Genomic DNA, 15,433 nt, shown 5'->3' with positions numbered 1-15,433 from the left:
TATTTACCCCAATGCTTACTTCAAAGGATTCAAATCCTATTGGAATAGAAAAAGGCCGCAGCGTTAAAACTGCGGCCTTTTTTTAAAAAAAATCACTGAATACCGTATTTCGCTAAAATGGCATCAAATGTTCCGTCAGCTTTAATCGTGGCTAACCCTTTGTTATACGCATCAATATATTTCTGCGCATTAGGGTTTGCTTTACCTGAGGTAACATGTAAAGGATTTTTAGACAAAGATGCAGTGGTAAACTGAAAATCACTGCTATTTAAGCCCGCCTCTTTCATGGTCGATAACGCAACCAACTTATCTTCAAGGGTAAGATCGATTCGTTTGGCTTGCAGTTTCTTCAAGTTAGTCGTGAGATCATTAGCGTCTGGTTTGTTGAAATTAGTGGCGGATAAAAAGTCATCCCCATAACCATAGCCCCTAACGATGCCAACTTGTTTGCCACTCAAACTATTTAAACCTGAAAATTCGAAAGCATCGCCTGCTCTTTTAATAAAGCTCAGTTCATTCTCTAAATATGAATCACTGTAAAGTAAATAAGCCGTTCTCTCCTGCGTATACCAAGTTGCGGGCAACAGATCAATTCTGCCTTTACTCACCTCATCTAATGCTCGTGACCAAGGCATGATTTGAAAATTGACGTCATAGCCCTGTGTTTTCATAGCCGCAACAGCGATTTCTACCGATAGCCCCGGCATGCTTTTATCCGGTGAAATAAACGGTGGCCATGGATCTTGCGCAGCCGTAATAGTAGCAGCAAAGCTACTCGGTAAGGCCATCATCATACTGAAAATAAAGATCAACAGACGCTTCATACTTTCTTCTCCTTGAAGGTGGAACTTATGTTTTGAACTTACGCATATGAGTTTTAATGTTTGAGCTCAGTTGAAGAACTTCTTTCGTTCTCTGAGCATTATCTTGACCACTACTCGACAGCTCATTAGTGGCCTCTGATGCTTCAACAATCGCCTGACTAACTTCATCAATGGCTTGTTTTTGCTCTTCTGTAGCATGCGAAATCTCGCCATTTCTTTCAGAAATTTCAGAGATAGTATTTTTCACCTGCTCAACAGAATGTTGTGACTCTGATACTCGCTTAGCGGTGCTTTCTAACAAATTAGAGATGCGAATAATTTCTTGCTCAACCGATTCTGTTGCACTGCTAAGTGAGCGAATATTGGTTTGGATCTGTTCGGTGGATTGGCTAGTTTTGGTCGAAAGGTTGCGCACTTCGTCAGCCACTACTGCAAAACCACGACCATGCTCACCTGCGCGTGCCGCTTCAATAGCAGCGTTCAGTGCCAGCAAGTTGGTTTGCTCGGAAATGTCATTAATCACCCCGACCACCGTGGATATTTTTCGCCCTTCATCAAGCAGCTTATGCATCTCCGCGTTGACCGAACCCATTTCGGAACGCATGTTTACAATCTCGGCAGCAGAGCGTTCTATTGAGTGGTAAACATTATCGACCAATTGAGAAGCCTCACTTGCTTGCCTTGCGGCGTCATTAGCAGTTTCGGCCACTGTAGCTACCGACTGACTCATCTGTGTGGAAGCGGCAGCGACGGTCGATAAACTGTGTTTTTGTTGATCAATTTGCTGTGCATTTCTCATGGCAACCTGACCACTCATCTCTGCGGTGTCTTTTAACTGCACAGAAGCATTCGTTACTTGTACAACTATCTCCCTTAGCGACTCCGTAAAATGATTAATACTGCGGATGATCTGCGAAAACTCTCTATATTTGGGTTCTGGAATGATACGACTTAAATCTCCTTCACCGGTTGCAAGATCGGCCACTCGCTCTGTTAAATCGTTGAGCGGGCGAAGGACGGTTTTCGTTAACGCCAAAATTAGGAATACAATCATTACGCTATCTAAAATCAGCAACTCAATCAGGCTATATTGCAGACTTTGTAACAAGGTTTTTTCTAGCCTATCTGTGTTATAGAAAAGCTCTACCTGACCAACTTCATTTTCCTTTTCATACTCAACAAAGGTGAGCTTTTGCACCGAAGAGAGCATGGATTCGTATTGTTTCCCCTCATTGGGCTCCATCTCTTTCACATCTTGAGAGTCGGGTGATGTACTCAGGAAAAGAAGCGGTGTACCACCCGCATCTTTCACTCTAACCGCTTGTATGTCTGGGTTATTTAACTCTGCTGAAATAGTGAGTTTGGCGGCATGTAAATCAAAATCCCAAATTGCTTTAGGTAGGCTGTAGCTCAAACGCTCTTTTGCATTCAAGATTGATGTATCTAGGCTATGCTGTAGCTCCGCTTTCTTTGACTGGTAATCAATGTAACTAGAAATGCCCAACACAATGGACACTGCCAGAACAACTTGGGTAACAAAGATCACTTTGACACTTTTCCACATACTTCATTTCGCCTTAATCAATGGTATGAGTTAAGCACTGTGCGTTGGCTTCATCGCACCGCATGATAACCATCTGACTCTTGTGTTTAATGAATAGGACAATGCAGACCAGAAGAGAGGTCAATATCATCTCTGCTATTGTCTGAACTCATACCGATCATGTTGATCTCACTTATCTTTTACTTAAGGATAGACCAAGAAAGAAAAAGGCTATTATTTTTTAAGCCGAAAGTTTACTTTCGGCTTAATTTAGAATTGAGTAGCGAATGAAGAAGCGCTAACGGGCTGGATAGAAGAGTATTTGGCCGTGGTCAACGCATTTAATAGTGATACTCCTGTCGCCTCTTGTTCAGTAAACACTCTTGCAGTCATCACAGCTTTTCCGCCGTTGATGAACACTTCTAATGAAGAATTATCCGCGAGAATCTGCAGCTCAACCTGTTCACACTCTAAGGCCAATTCACGAATCACATCACCTTGACGTATCAAAGTATGGGAACGATCAAAGCGTAATACTTTTTGCTGGGCATCTAAACTCAATTCAACGTATTGCTCATCTTTTTCAAACAAACGTAAGCTTGCCCCCCAAGGCAAAGTGATGCACATTTCAAAACTTTTGGTGTTGAGAATGGTGCATTTATCGCTCAACTCCAAACTTAACGGGTGGTGGCATAACTGCTCTAGCTCCCTTATAGGCCTTTGAATAATTTGACCATTCTCAAGACTCAACTCTCGCAGTGCCGTAAGTTGATGCAGCCAGCCGTTGTCACAACTAGGATGATTAATTTCGTCAGGCAGCCCCATCCATGCACACAAGACGCGCCGCCCGTCTGCCGTTTGCATTGTTTGAGGGGCATAAAAATCAAAGCCGTGATCCAGTGGTTGCAGATGACAAAAGTGAGGATGATCATTTTCATCCCATAAGACTTTTGCAATACGATTTTGATGGACAACTGTGTGGTTCACGTTATCTGAAATAATCCCTTGAGGGCCAAAAACAAAATAACTTTGGCCCGCAATTTCAAACATATCAGGGCATTCCCACATGTAACCTAGCGGTGCGATTTCTTCACCAAATAGACCATCGAAATGCCACTCTTTAAGATCATGTGAATGGTAAATCGCCAGCCGACCTTGCAACTGCGTTGTTTGCGCGCCAAGCAACATGAGCCATTTGCCTCGGTGGCGCACTATTTTAGGGTCGCGAATGTGTTCCGTGACACCCGTTGGCAAATTACGGATCACTGGGCCACGTTTTTCAAAACGGAGACCATCTTGCGACACAGCTAAACATTGCGTTGTTTGACGCAATCGCTGGTCACCTAACCGAACATTGCCAGTATAGAAGAGCATCAACTCATCGTTGTGACTTAAAGCATGACCAGAAAAAACCCCATGGCTGTCGTACCAATCTGATGGAGTCAGTGCAATACCTTGCCATTGCCAGTGAATAAGATCAGTACTCGTCAGTTGTACCCAATATTTATCCTTGTGCTCACACCCATAAGGATACCACTGATAAAAAAGATGATATTTTCCTTGGTGATAAATGAAACCGTTTGGATCATTGAGCAGCCCTTGCGGCGGAGAAATATGCCAAGTAGGACGAAATGGACAATCGTTTGGCGAGGAATAGGCGTACGCATTAAGCCGCAACTGAGAATCAATCATTCGGCCTAAACTGTTGATCAGTTCATCGGCATATTCATTGATGCTATCTTGTTGAATCAAAAATGAAAGCTGCCATTCACCGAGCACTTCTCGCAAGCGCATATGACTCGGCAAAACATTGACTAAAGCTGGATCTCGCAGCGCAATAACGATTTCGCCTCTTGGTGCGAGTACTCGCTGAATATTGGCCGGGCCGCCAACTAATCTCACCATATCTTCAAATGACATTTTTTCTACTGGCACTGTTTCTAATGACATGACTTACACTCAATTTTTGGGAACGATTGCAAAATATAAAAAAATAAGCCTGCTTGCAAGCATTGGTGAAATATTGCCCTCAATTATGCGGGCTTCCCCTCAGCAAGCACCTTCAGCCTTAGCCGGTTTCACGTTCGATATTTTGGAATGTTAACACGACTTTACTCATCTCCTGCCCACGACCAGCAATACGTTCAAGCAACATCTTGGCTGCATTTTCACCTGCTTTATCAAAGGCATAGTTGAATGTTGATAAGCTTGGGTTACTGACAAATGCGAGCTCATCATTGCCAACTCCTAATACTTTTATTTGCGATCCAACCTGAACTCCAGACTCTTGCAGTGCTTTCACCGCTCCAACCGCAATTCTATCGGTTGCGCAAAAAAGACCATCTAATTGTGGGTATTGCGTGATTAATGTTTTAGCTTGTAAGTAACCAGATTCAATCGAAAAATCACCACGCACATGAAACAACAGGGTTAAATTGTTGATACCCAGTGCTTGCTCTAACCCTTGAGAACGCAAGCAATCCACCGCTACATCATCGCTCTGAACACCAATAAAACCAATGTGTTGACAACCTTTTGCTATCAACCGTTTACCCGCTTCGAATCCAACGCGAAGATCATCATGAACAATACTTGGGATATCGTGCAGTGAGCCATCTTGCCCAACCAATACCACCGGGACATTAGATTGTTGGATTGCTTTCACTAATGGCATATCAAGGTGTGTGGCGTAAAGTACAATGCCTTCGACCCTCTTTTGATTAAATATTTGAATATATTCCAATTCTTTAGCGTGATCTTGATGAGTATTGGCAAGCAACACGTGTTTGCCCGCTTGTTCAAATATGGCACTTAAACCATCAACGCCTTGTGCTGTCGCATGCGAAGAGACTCGCGGAACGATGACTCCAATTAAATTGGTTTTTTGTGATTTGAGATCTTTAGCGACTTGGTTGACCATATAGCCGCATTCGGAAATTGCCTTTAACACTTTGATTTTTGTAGACTCTTTAACACCATACTCATCATTTACAACGCGTGAAACCGTCGATTTAGAAACTCCGGCCAGCTTAGCGACATCGTGCAAACTCGACATACATAACCTTACTCATTCTGTTTTGGGATTGTTTGCAAAACTCAGCGCGGCAAACGATCGAATAGTGTGATTCTAACGCTGTTTGTAGAATTATCGATCTCTCTTTTACTGATCTAATTCACAGAATCAATGGTTGGCTTTTGACTACTTTGAATTATTCATCAAAAATCCATTCTGCAAACGTTCCCAAAAATACTTATTTTAATTTTATCCACCATGCTTATCTTAAAGAGATCAAGTCATCTGGATACCAAACAACAACCGGGGTGGGTTATGAACTATCCAGTCATAGCAAAACAATTATTAGAGCAATTAGGTGGCAGAGAAAATATCCAAGCCCTTGCTCACTGTGCAACACGTTTAAGATTAGCGCTAAAAGATGACGCATTGGTTGATGAACAAGCCATTGATTCACTTGAAGGTGTCAAAGGACAATTCAAAGTCGCTGGCCAATATCAAATTATTTTTGGCTCCGGTATCGTTAACCAAGTTTATGCGGAAATGGCCAAGCTGACCGGCCTTGCTGAAATGTCAACCAATGATGTTGCAAGCGCGGGAGCACAAAAGCAGAACCTAGTGCAGCGCGCCGTTAAAGGGTTGTCGGACATTTTTGTCCCTATTATCCCGGCCATCGTTGCTGGCGGTTTATTGATGGGGTTGTTCAATGTACTGACAGCCACTGGGCTTTTTATCGAAGGGCAGTCACTGATTGATGCCAACCCGGGCTTGGCTGATCTTGCCAGCATGATCAACACCTTCGCTAACGCCCCTTTTGTTTATCTTCCTGTTTTGTTGGCATTTTCTGCTTCTAAAAAATTCGGCGGCAACCCATTCCTTGGCGCTGCATTAGGTATGCTGATGGTTCACCCAGACCTGCTTAATGGTTGGGGATTTGGCGGCGCGTCTGTCGCAGGCACCATCCCTACTTGGAATATTTTTGGCTTTGAGATCCAGAAAGTCGGCTATCAAGGCTCTGTCTTACCCGTTTTAGTCTCCGCCTTTATTCTTGCAAAAATCGAAAATGGCCTGCGCAAAATTATCCCTTCTGTACTGGATAATTTACTGACGCCTATGCTCTCGATTTTCATTGCAGGCTTTTTAACCTTCACACTGGTAGGCCCGATTACCCGCGATATCGGCTTTCTATTGGGTGATGGGCTGAACTGGCTATACGATTCTGCTGGCTTCATTGGTGGTGCACTGTTTGGCTTTATCTACGCACCGTTTGTGATTACTGGCATGCACCACAGCTTTATTGCTATCGAAACACAACTATTGGCTGACATCGTCATTACTGGCGGTACGTTTATTTTTCCTATTGCGGCCATGTCAAACGTCGCACAAGGTGCAGCAGCTTTAGCGGTTGGTATGAACACCAAAGATATCAAATTAAAAGGCATTGCGATTCCATCAGGTGTGACCGCCCTTCTGGGCATTACCGAACCCGCAATGTTCGGTGTAAACCTGAAACTTCGCTACCCATTTATTGCTGCGATCATCGGTTCAGCTTGTGCCAGTGCATTCATCACCTTGTTTAATGTCAAAGCACAAGCGTTAGGCGCGGCTGGGCTTCCAGGAGTGATTTCCATTAACCCAGAGAAAATCAGCTACTACATGATTGGTATGCTGATTTCTTTTGTCATTGCCTTTACCTTAACACTTGTTTTGGGTGCCAAAGAGCGCGCAAAGCTTGATAAACAAGCAACAGCGTAACCCCCAAGGCTGTTATGCTCCTAAGCCCGCTCGATGTGAGTGGGCTTATTTCTTCAGCGAATAACACGGATATTGGAAGAAAAAATGAATCGAGTTTGGGTGACAGGCGACGCGGTCGTCGACTTAATTCCTGATGGTGAAGCACACTATCTAAAATGTCCGGGCGGTGCTCCGGCGAATGTGGCTGTTGCCATCGCAAAATTGGGGGGTAATAGCGCCTTTTTTGGCCGTGTGGGTAATGACCCTATGGGGCGCTTTATGCAATCCACATTAACCGAAGAGAAAGTGGACACCCGATATTTGCAGTTGGATGGTCAACAAAGAACATCAACCGTCGTGGTCGATTTAGACTCGCACGGCGAACGCAGTTTTACCTTTATGGTGAAACCGAGCGCGGATCAATTCATCCAATGTTCAGATATTCCCACCTTTTTAGCGGGCGAATGGCTGCATTGTTGCTCCATTGCACTGGCCAGTGAACCGAGTCGCAGCACTACCATTGAAGCGATTAAACGCATCAAAGCCAACGGGGGATTTGTCAGTTTTGATCCCAATCTACGAGAAGAGGTCTGGCCTAACCCCGAAGAGATGATCCCAGTGGTGATGAGCGTGGTGGCAATGGCGGATGTGGTTAAGTTTTCCGATGACGAACTGCTCTTGCTCACGCAGCGCCCTAGCCTTGAGCAGGGATTAATCTCAGTGAAAGAATTGAACATTCCGCTGATTGTCATTACTCAAGGTGCAAAAGGAGCGCTGGTAATCACAGCAGAGATGCAAACAATGATTACGGGAAAAGCCGTAAAACCTATCGATACAACAGGTGCCGGAGATGCTTTTGTCGGTGGATTGCTGTGCCAGTTGTCATTACATAAAGAGTGGTTTACTAAGGGTAATATCATAAACGCAGTGCAATGGGCTAATGGCTGCGGAGCATTAGCCACCACCCAAAAAGGGGCAATGACAGCGCTACCAGATAAACACATGCTTGATCAATGGATTGGCTAAAATGATAATGCTGCCGTAAGCCACAATGGATAGAAAAACAAAATAGCTAGAGACAATTTTGTGATGTAAATCAATGTAAACTGATGGTTTTCTAAATCTATTTGCTACACTTATGGCATCAACACGCAAACAACCACCAGACTTAATGCAAAGATTAGTAAAACATGAACGATCTAAACGATGGGTAGTTAGCTTTTTATATTGCTTGCTGCCTATTATTATTGCTAGTCCAATTATCGCTTGGCAAACACAAACTGATTTGAACAATTATATTAAAGATAAACTCAAAGTAGGTGAAATTCAGTTTAATCGGGTCATTCGAAATGCTGAAGTCGCTAACGAACGTGCGTCATATTACCTACAGATGGAATGCAAAGAGGTATTTCCATATTTACGAGAGCTTGTTGCCACCACTCCCGATATACGCACATTAAACTTGGCACAAGATTCAAACGTTTATTGTAATTCATTACACGGCGAAACTTTTTACCGCACTCAGCATTATACGGCACATGAACTCTATTTATCTGATGGTAATCGGCTAACCCCATTAATGCCCGTGCTCACTTTTCATCGCCAATACTCCAAAGGTTCAGTAATAACGGGGGTCAATGGCTACTATCTAACCAACACTATTACTCTGTTAAAAGATTATGGAATTCTCTATTTTGGAGTTGGTGAACATAAATTAAATAGTGAAGGGAGGGTATCGGATCAGCAGGTTCAAACAACACTGAGCCTCATATCCTCTCAATACCCTTATACCTTTTCAGCTAAGCTGACATTGGACGACTATTGGCTTTATTTTAAAAACACCAAACAAACCAGCACGATGTTAGTTATTCTTATGAGTATTGGTTTAGGCGGCTTTGCTTATTGGAAACTCGGCCAAGCTTCGTCAATGCAAGGAGAAGTGAAACGCGCTATTCAATCCAACGAGTTCATTCCGTATGTACAACCGATTGTTGATGGTAGTGGTCAGCTCTGCCATATCGAAGTGCTTGCCCGCTGGCAACATCCTGTTCATGGATTAGTGAGGCCCGATCTTTTTATTCCCTTAGCGGAGGAATCTGGGCTAATCATTCCTATTACGACTCAGTTAATGTCCCAAGTAGAGCATGAACTTTCATTACACCAGTCACAATTTCCAGAGCATTTCAGTATTGGATTTAATATTTCAGCCAAGCACTGCGTAGCTTCCAATTTGTTTGATGATTGCAAACACTTTATTGAAACCTTCGACAATCGTAAGCATATTTTAACGTTAGAGCTCACTGAGAGAGAGTTGGTTATTGATAGTGATGAAGCAAAAAAGCTCTTCCAGTCATTGGATAAAATAGGTGTGTTGCTAGCAATTGATGATTTTGGTACGGGTCACTCTAGTTTGAACTATTTGCAAGAGTTCAAATTTGACATTTTAAAAATCGACAGAAGCTTTATTACCATGATCGGTAGTGATGCGATCTCTAGCCACATTGTTGAAAACTTAGTCGATTTGGCTAAGCGACTTGGGTTAAAAACCATCGCCGAAGGTGTGGAAACCCAAGATCAAATTGATTTTTTGAACGAAAGAGAAATTGACTATTTACAAGGCTATTTCTTTTATAAACCTATGCCGCTCAGTGAGTTTATCACTCTGCTTAAAACCACCTAGATCAATCTCTGGCATTCCAATGCGGTGATAACTAGAACTTCAGTGGTTATTTCTTATGACGAGAAGCCAACTGAGCACGGTAGCGAGCTAAATGAAAACGTTTTCGAACTGGCTGATGAGCAGACAGTTGTTTTAATACTTGATTGAGTTGTTTATTGTGATGCTGGCTATGATTCGCCACTGATTGTTCATCATCTTCAATGAAGAAAGACGCAACACTGGCCGTCAATAAACCAAAAAGTGTTATGCCCGTAAGCATTAAAAAGACCGCAACACCACGACCAAACGGTGTAACCGGGTACATATCACCATATCCTACTGTAGTAATCGTAGTCATTGCCCACCAAATCGCATCAGAAAAATCATTGATTGGGCTATCCGTTCCTTTTTCGACCAAATAGACAAAAGCCGCGGAAAGAAGCACTGTCGATAAGCTGGTTAGCCCAATAAAACTGAGCGTTTTTTGTCTCAGTACCGCCTTTGTTTGACGCCATGCTCTTGGCAAGATCAGTAAAATGCGTAAAAAACGGAGCGGACGTAGGAATGGCATGGCCACAATCAACACGTCAGGCCAGTTTTTTACCATGTAACGCACTGGATGTGGGCTGAGTAAGACCTTAACCAGTAACTCCGTTGCAAACAATGCCCAAATAATCCAAAGCAGATGCTCCAGAAAATCAAGCTCTTCGGGCTGTAAAGGTGCAATATCTGGTAGTAAAGCGACGATCACATACACTACCGATAGCAGCAGCATCGGAATTTCAGTTTTATGTTCGATCGCAGACAGTAGCTGTAAACGTGTTTTTAATTTCATGATTCAAATACCTTTTTCCGTTTACCTTAACGCCAAAAGTACTAAGTGAACAGTACAACCATCCCTTTCGTTACCCAATTAGCACCCAATTCAAAATGGAAATCACTATAAACTAGGTGGTTGAGATGTAAAGAATTGTGACCTTAACAGAGCTTAAAATAACCGTCTTGAGCGTTATTCTAAGCTCTTCACACCCAATATCTCACTCACAAAAATCTCAAAAACACCATAGGAGTCAAGTTTCAATTGTGATACGATGCACAACTTTATGGATATCTCTCTATTTTCATATGGACGTGACCCGATACCCAAGCCACTTAGGATGCTGTCGATGACCAGTAAGTGAGGCCGAAAAAACATCAATAAAATGATGGAATTGGCGTCAATGAACGTGATCAATACAGCAATGCTGCAAGTGGGACAGGTATAACTCCGTTGTTTTACTCCGAGGTCACTTATTACCATGTCTTTTTTAAAAGATTTAGCCATTCGCAAAAAAATTGCGCTTGCCTTTACTATTATCGCGTTAGTCAACATCGCCTTCGGTTATTACCTATATCGTTCATTGAACGAAATACAAGATGACCTACTCAATCTAACGGATGACACACTTCCATCAATGATGATGGTCAATAACGTCAAATACAATATGGCTTCTGTGCGACGTGCTCAAATCAGTTTGCTTTCCGCAACCGATCAAGCCGAAATTACGGAAGATATTCGTTGGATGCAAGAACGGTATGAGGAAATTGATAGTGCACTAGCCACCTATGAGCGTGCGGTTTGGACCGATCACGAGCGTTCGATTTTTATGCCAGTTAAAAACCTCTGGCGTGACTACTTGGCTGCGCTTGGCTCTTTTAATGACGATATCCTCAATCAAAATATCGTAAAAGCTCAGGGGGATATTTCAGCTTCTTTGGTCACGTTTGAACGCCTAGAGAGTGCGGTTGATGATCTTCTCAATTTAAACCAAACCTTTGTTGTCAAAAACCGCTCTGAACTGATGACGCTTATTCAAGCTATCACCTCATTTTCCACAGGCAGCATTGTTGCGCTGATGGCATTTATGGTGTTCATTACACTATTGCTTTCTCGCTTAATCTGCCAGCCACTACAGTTGGTTGTACAGCAAGCGAACGCCATTGCTGGAGGTAATTTAAGCCATCGATTAGCACGTCAGCATATTGGACAAGATGAGCTAGGTGAATTGGCCGATGCGTGTTCAAGTATGCAAGAGAATTTACGCTCAATGGTGGAAGAGATCATCGCCGGAGCGACTCAACTATCTCATGCTGTCGATGAAGTTAGCGCCGTCTCTGAACAGACATCACAGGGCATGCAAGAGCAACAGGTCGAGGTGATGCACATTGCTACGGCCATGACGCAAATGAAATCAACGGTTGCAGAAGTGGCACGAAGCACAGAAGTCGCTTCTGACGCCGCTCGTGAAAGTAACCAACAATCCATCCTTGGATCAAAACAGATGGATTCCGTCGCCAATGCTATCTCTCTTGTGACTCAAGAAATTGATCAAGCAGAACAACGCGTATTAGAACTTGAGCAGCAAGCACAGCAAATTAACGTTGTCGTTGACGTGATAAGCAACATCGCCGACCAAACCAATTTGCTTGCACTTAACGCAGCAATTGAAGCGGCGCGTGCTGGTGAACAAGGGCGTGGTTTTGCGGTTGTGGCTGATGAAGTCCGTGCTTTAGCTGGCAAAACTCAGCAATCGACGGGCGACATCGTCAATATTATCCAAAGCCTACAAACATGTGCACTGCGTGCTCGTGAAGCGACGTCACAAAGCAGTGTACTTATGGGACAATGTGTGGAGCAAAGTGGCCAAACTCAAATCGCGATTGACCACATTAGTAATCAAAGCGCGCATATTGCTGATATGACCATTCAAATCGCCAGTGCGTGCGGAGAGCAAGATTCGGTTAGCGAAGAGCTCAGCCGCAATATCGAACGCATTAGTGAATCAGCCAAGCAAGTTGCACAAGGTTCTTCCAGCGCCGCTCAAGCGTGTGCAGAGCTGAGTCAGTTGGCAGCAATGCTACAAAATACGGTACGTCGCTTCCAAGTCTAGCCTCATATCGTGGGTTTAAAAATAACGGCCTCTTTTGAGGCCGTTATAGTATCCATTCTCTTGCTATTTATAGCTTAAATCTGTCGCTTTACCTTTAAAGATTCGGTAAACCACAAAGGTGTACAGCAAGATCATCGGCATCACAATCACGACACCAATGCCCACTACCAATAAGCTAGCCGTAGAGGCGGCTGATTCTTGAGCCGTCATTATCCCGGGGACGACATCAGGGAAAAAGCTATAGGCTAATCCAAGAAAGCTTAATGCAAAAATTAGCATCACGCCAAAAAATGGCCATTGAACGCCCATATCATTCACTACAGGCACTCTTTTTAAATAGCGGTCAACCATAAAAATCGTGACTAACACCACCAGCGGAACAGGAGCTAATAACAGCATTTCAGGGAAGCTAAACCAACGTTCCGCGACCAGTGGATTAAATAGCGGGTTAACAATACTGACTGAGAAAATACCCAGCGCGGCCAACCAACCCGCGCGGCGTGACCAGCGCGCCGCTCGAATTTGTAACGCGCCTTCGGTCTTTAACACCAGCCAAGCACCACCGATATAAACATAAGCGGCCGTCACGCACAGCGAACTGAGTAGTGCAAAGCCATAAGCCTGCATCGACTCCTCAAAGCTCATCACATACCGTCCAATCATGTAACCTTGGGTTAATGCGGCAAGTAAAGAACCGGTTTTAAAACACAAGTCCCAGTGGTCTTTATGATCCGCTTTCGCTTTTGCACGGAAATCAAACGCTACACCACGCATAATCAATGCGATCAGCATCAGTGCGGTGGGCAAATACAGCTCTGTCAAAATCAAGCTATGTGCACTTGGAAACGCAATCAATAAAATACCAACGCCTAGCACTAGCCATGTTTCATTGGCATCCCAGAAAGGACCAATTGAGGCGATCATTCTATCGCGCTGTTGCTCATTATTTTGGGGTAATAAAATACCGACACCTAAATCATAACCATCAAGTACCGCATACATGAAAACACTAAAACCAAGCAGTAAAAGATAAATTTCCGGTAGATAAGAGATCATAATGGTGCCTTTTGCTCGTCAATCGGTTGAATCGTTATGCCTGTGGAGAACTGCCTTGCTAAATAAAACAGTGTATGGATATAAGCAACTAGCAATACGGCATAAATGGTTAAATACATCACTAATGACAGCACAACAGAACCACTTCCAATCGCAGTGACCGCATCAGAAGTACGCAATACACCACTAACAAGCCATGGTTGACGGCCAATTTCAGTAACATACCACCCTGCTAATGTGGCTACCCATCCTGAAAACGTCATCGCGACAACGGTATAAAGATAGAACTTGGGTAAGGTTTTTTTACGAACTAAACACCATGCACCAAACCAGCTTACTAGCAGCATCAGCACGCCAATTCCGACCATAATTCGAAAGCCAAAGAACAGTGGCTTAACTGGGGGATGGTCCGGTGCAAATTGATTTAAACCCACAATTTCACCGTCGAGGTCATGTGTGAGTATCAAGCTGGCTAATTTAGGAATACCGAGTTCAAAGTGATTGCTACGCGTGACTTCATCAGGCCAAGCGAACAAGAGTAACGGTGCTCCTTGCTCCGTATCCCACACCCCTTCCATCGCGGCAATTTTAGCGGGTTGGTGTTTTAACGTATTTAAACCGTGTAAATCGCCAACAAAAATTTGTATTGGTATAGCAATGGCCGCGAGAATAATGCCGACTCTAAGGCCCACTTTCGCTGCTTCCAGTTGCGCATTACGCAAAAATTGGTAAGCAGAGATCCCTGCAATGACAAAACTTGCGGTGAGTAAAGAAGCCAGCAACATATGTACAAGCCGATACGGCATAGAAGGATTAAAAATAACCTCCTTCCAACTGGTGACATGAACAATGCCTTCAATCACTTCATAACCAGCAGGTGTATGCATCCAACTATTTAAAACTAAAATCCAAAAAGCAGAGAGTGATGTGCCTATCGCCACCAGCACGGTTGCTAAGGTATGCACCCATTCAGGTACTCTTCCACGCCCAAAAAGCATCACGCCAAGGAAGGTCGCCTCCATAAAGAAAGCCGTCATCACTTCGTAGCCTAACAATGGCCCAGCGACGTTACCGACTCTCTCCATAAATCCTGGCCAGTTAGTCCCAAATTGAAAACTCATCGTGATACCAGAAACAACACCGAGCGCAAAAGTCAGAGCAAATATCTTGACCCAGAAATAATATAAGTCCAACCACAACTGAGCTTGCGTTCGTACAAAACGCCACTTAAAAAACACCATCACCCATGCAAGCGCAATCGTAATGGTTGGAAATAAAATATGAAAACTGATATTGGCGGCAAACTGGATCCGCGACAACATGAGGGTCTCTAACATCACTCTTTCCTCAATCAAAAAATACTAGGCAATCAAATAACAACAATTTACTTAATTGTTAATTACGTTGATCGACCTAATTAAGTTCACTGCCTGAGGATTTTCTTACTTAAATTAACTAAGCCTTCTCATCGATTAATGAAAATGAAAATCCACAGCAGTGCAGCCAATGAGTTGTACCAATCATCAGCTGTAAGACCGAGGAAAAAGATGTATCAAATTACGGAAGAATTATGACAAAAAATAACCGTGCCCCATAACAAGCGTTAGGTTTGAGTAAGCAGTAAGCCTTGCTTCGGTTTGCAACGCAAAAAGGGTCGCATTTGATGCAACCCTT

The 15,433-nt window shown here is 43.5% G+C and carries 11 protein-coding genes; 4 read left to right on the top strand and 7 right to left on the bottom strand.

Translation table 11 applies throughout. From position 1 onward, the window contains the following. Positions 1 to 92 precede the first annotated feature (92 nt). The 4 genes from NB504_RS16165 to NB504_RS16150 form a co-directional block, all read right to left on the bottom strand. On the bottom strand, positions 93 to 824 hold the full coding sequence (locus tag NB504_RS16165; protein WP_013856728.1) for a transporter substrate-binding domain-containing protein: 732 nt from the start codon (positions 822 to 824) through the stop codon (positions 93 to 95). Positions 825 to 849: 25 nt separating this feature from the next. Next, positions 850 to 2,388: a methyl-accepting chemotaxis protein gene (locus tag NB504_RS16160; protein ID WP_013856727.1), complete on the bottom strand. Its 1,539-nt coding sequence runs from the start codon at positions 2,386 to 2,388 to the stop codon at positions 850 to 852. A 249-nt stretch (positions 2,389 to 2,637) separates the two neighbouring features. Next, the gene (locus NB504_RS16155; protein ID WP_258429306.1) at positions 2,638 to 4,317 is read right to left on the bottom strand and encodes a glycoside hydrolase family 32 protein; all 1,680 of its coding nucleotides are present in this window, start codon (positions 4,315 to 4,317) and stop codon (positions 2,638 to 2,640) included. A gap of 118 nt (positions 4,318 to 4,435) precedes the next feature. Continuing rightward, positions 4,436 to 5,422, bottom strand: coding sequence for a LacI family DNA-binding transcriptional regulator (locus NB504_RS16150; protein ID WP_010319758.1), 987 nt, complete (start codon positions 5,420 to 5,422; stop codon positions 4,436 to 4,438). Between the two features lie 273 nt (positions 5,423 to 5,695). Between NB504_RS16150 and NB504_RS16145 the strand changes: the two genes are divergently transcribed. From NB504_RS16145 to NB504_RS16135, 3 genes are all read left to right on the top strand, one after another. Continuing rightward, the gene (locus tag NB504_RS16145) at positions 5,696 to 7,135 is read left to right on the top strand and encodes a sucrose-specific PTS transporter subunit IIBC (protein ID WP_258429305.1); all 1,440 of its coding nucleotides are present in this window, start codon (positions 5,696 to 5,698) and stop codon (positions 7,133 to 7,135) included. A gap of 84 nt (positions 7,136 to 7,219) precedes the next feature. Further along, the gene (locus tag NB504_RS16140; RefSeq protein WP_258429303.1) at positions 7,220 to 8,140 is read left to right on the top strand and encodes an aminoimidazole riboside kinase; all 921 of its coding nucleotides are present in this window, start codon (positions 7,220 to 7,222) and stop codon (positions 8,138 to 8,140) included. A gap of 259 nt (positions 8,141 to 8,399) precedes the next feature. Further along, on the top strand, positions 8,400 to 9,794 hold the full coding sequence (locus NB504_RS16135; RefSeq protein ID WP_258429302.1) for an EAL domain-containing protein: 1,395 nt from the start codon (positions 8,400 to 8,402) through the stop codon (positions 9,792 to 9,794). 46 nt (positions 9,795 to 9,840) lie between these two features. Here the strand turns inward: NB504_RS16135 and NB504_RS16130 are convergent, their stop codons facing one another. After that, positions 9,841 to 10,608, bottom strand: a complete 768-nt coding sequence (locus NB504_RS16130) for a potassium channel family protein (RefSeq protein WP_019282399.1) — start codon at positions 10,606 to 10,608, stop codon at positions 9,841 to 9,843. Positions 10,609 to 11,071: 463 nt separating this feature from the next. On the opposite strand from NB504_RS16130, the gene NB504_RS16125 reads away from it, so the two are divergent. After that, the gene (locus NB504_RS16125; RefSeq protein WP_258429301.1) at positions 11,072 to 12,703 is read left to right on the top strand and encodes a methyl-accepting chemotaxis protein; all 1,632 of its coding nucleotides are present in this window, start codon (positions 11,072 to 11,074) and stop codon (positions 12,701 to 12,703) included. A 63-nt stretch (positions 12,704 to 12,766) separates the two neighbouring features. On the opposite strand, the gene NB504_RS16120 is transcribed toward NB504_RS16125, so the two are convergent. Next, on the bottom strand, positions 12,767 to 13,759 hold the full coding sequence (locus tag NB504_RS16120) for a cytochrome d ubiquinol oxidase subunit II (RefSeq protein WP_017042970.1): 993 nt from the start codon (positions 13,757 to 13,759) through the stop codon (positions 12,767 to 12,769). Further along, positions 13,756 to 15,096 (bottom strand): cytochrome ubiquinol oxidase subunit I, encoded by a 1,341-nt coding sequence (locus tag NB504_RS16115; RefSeq protein WP_258429300.1) that lies wholly within the window; start codon positions 15,094 to 15,096, stop codon positions 13,756 to 13,758. The genes NB504_RS16120 and NB504_RS16115 overlap by 4 nt, the downstream gene beginning before the upstream one ends. Positions 15,097 to 15,433: the final 337 nt, after the last annotated feature.

Origin of the sequence: Vibrio sp. RM-69-4 (assembly GCF_024743775.1) — a bacterium.
GTDB classification, from domain to species: Bacteria; Pseudomonadota; Gammaproteobacteria; order Enterobacterales; family Vibrionaceae; genus Vibrio; species Vibrio anguillarum.
Note: the sequence above shows the minus strand (reverse complement) of the source record. Positions and strands in the feature narration are given on the sequence as shown.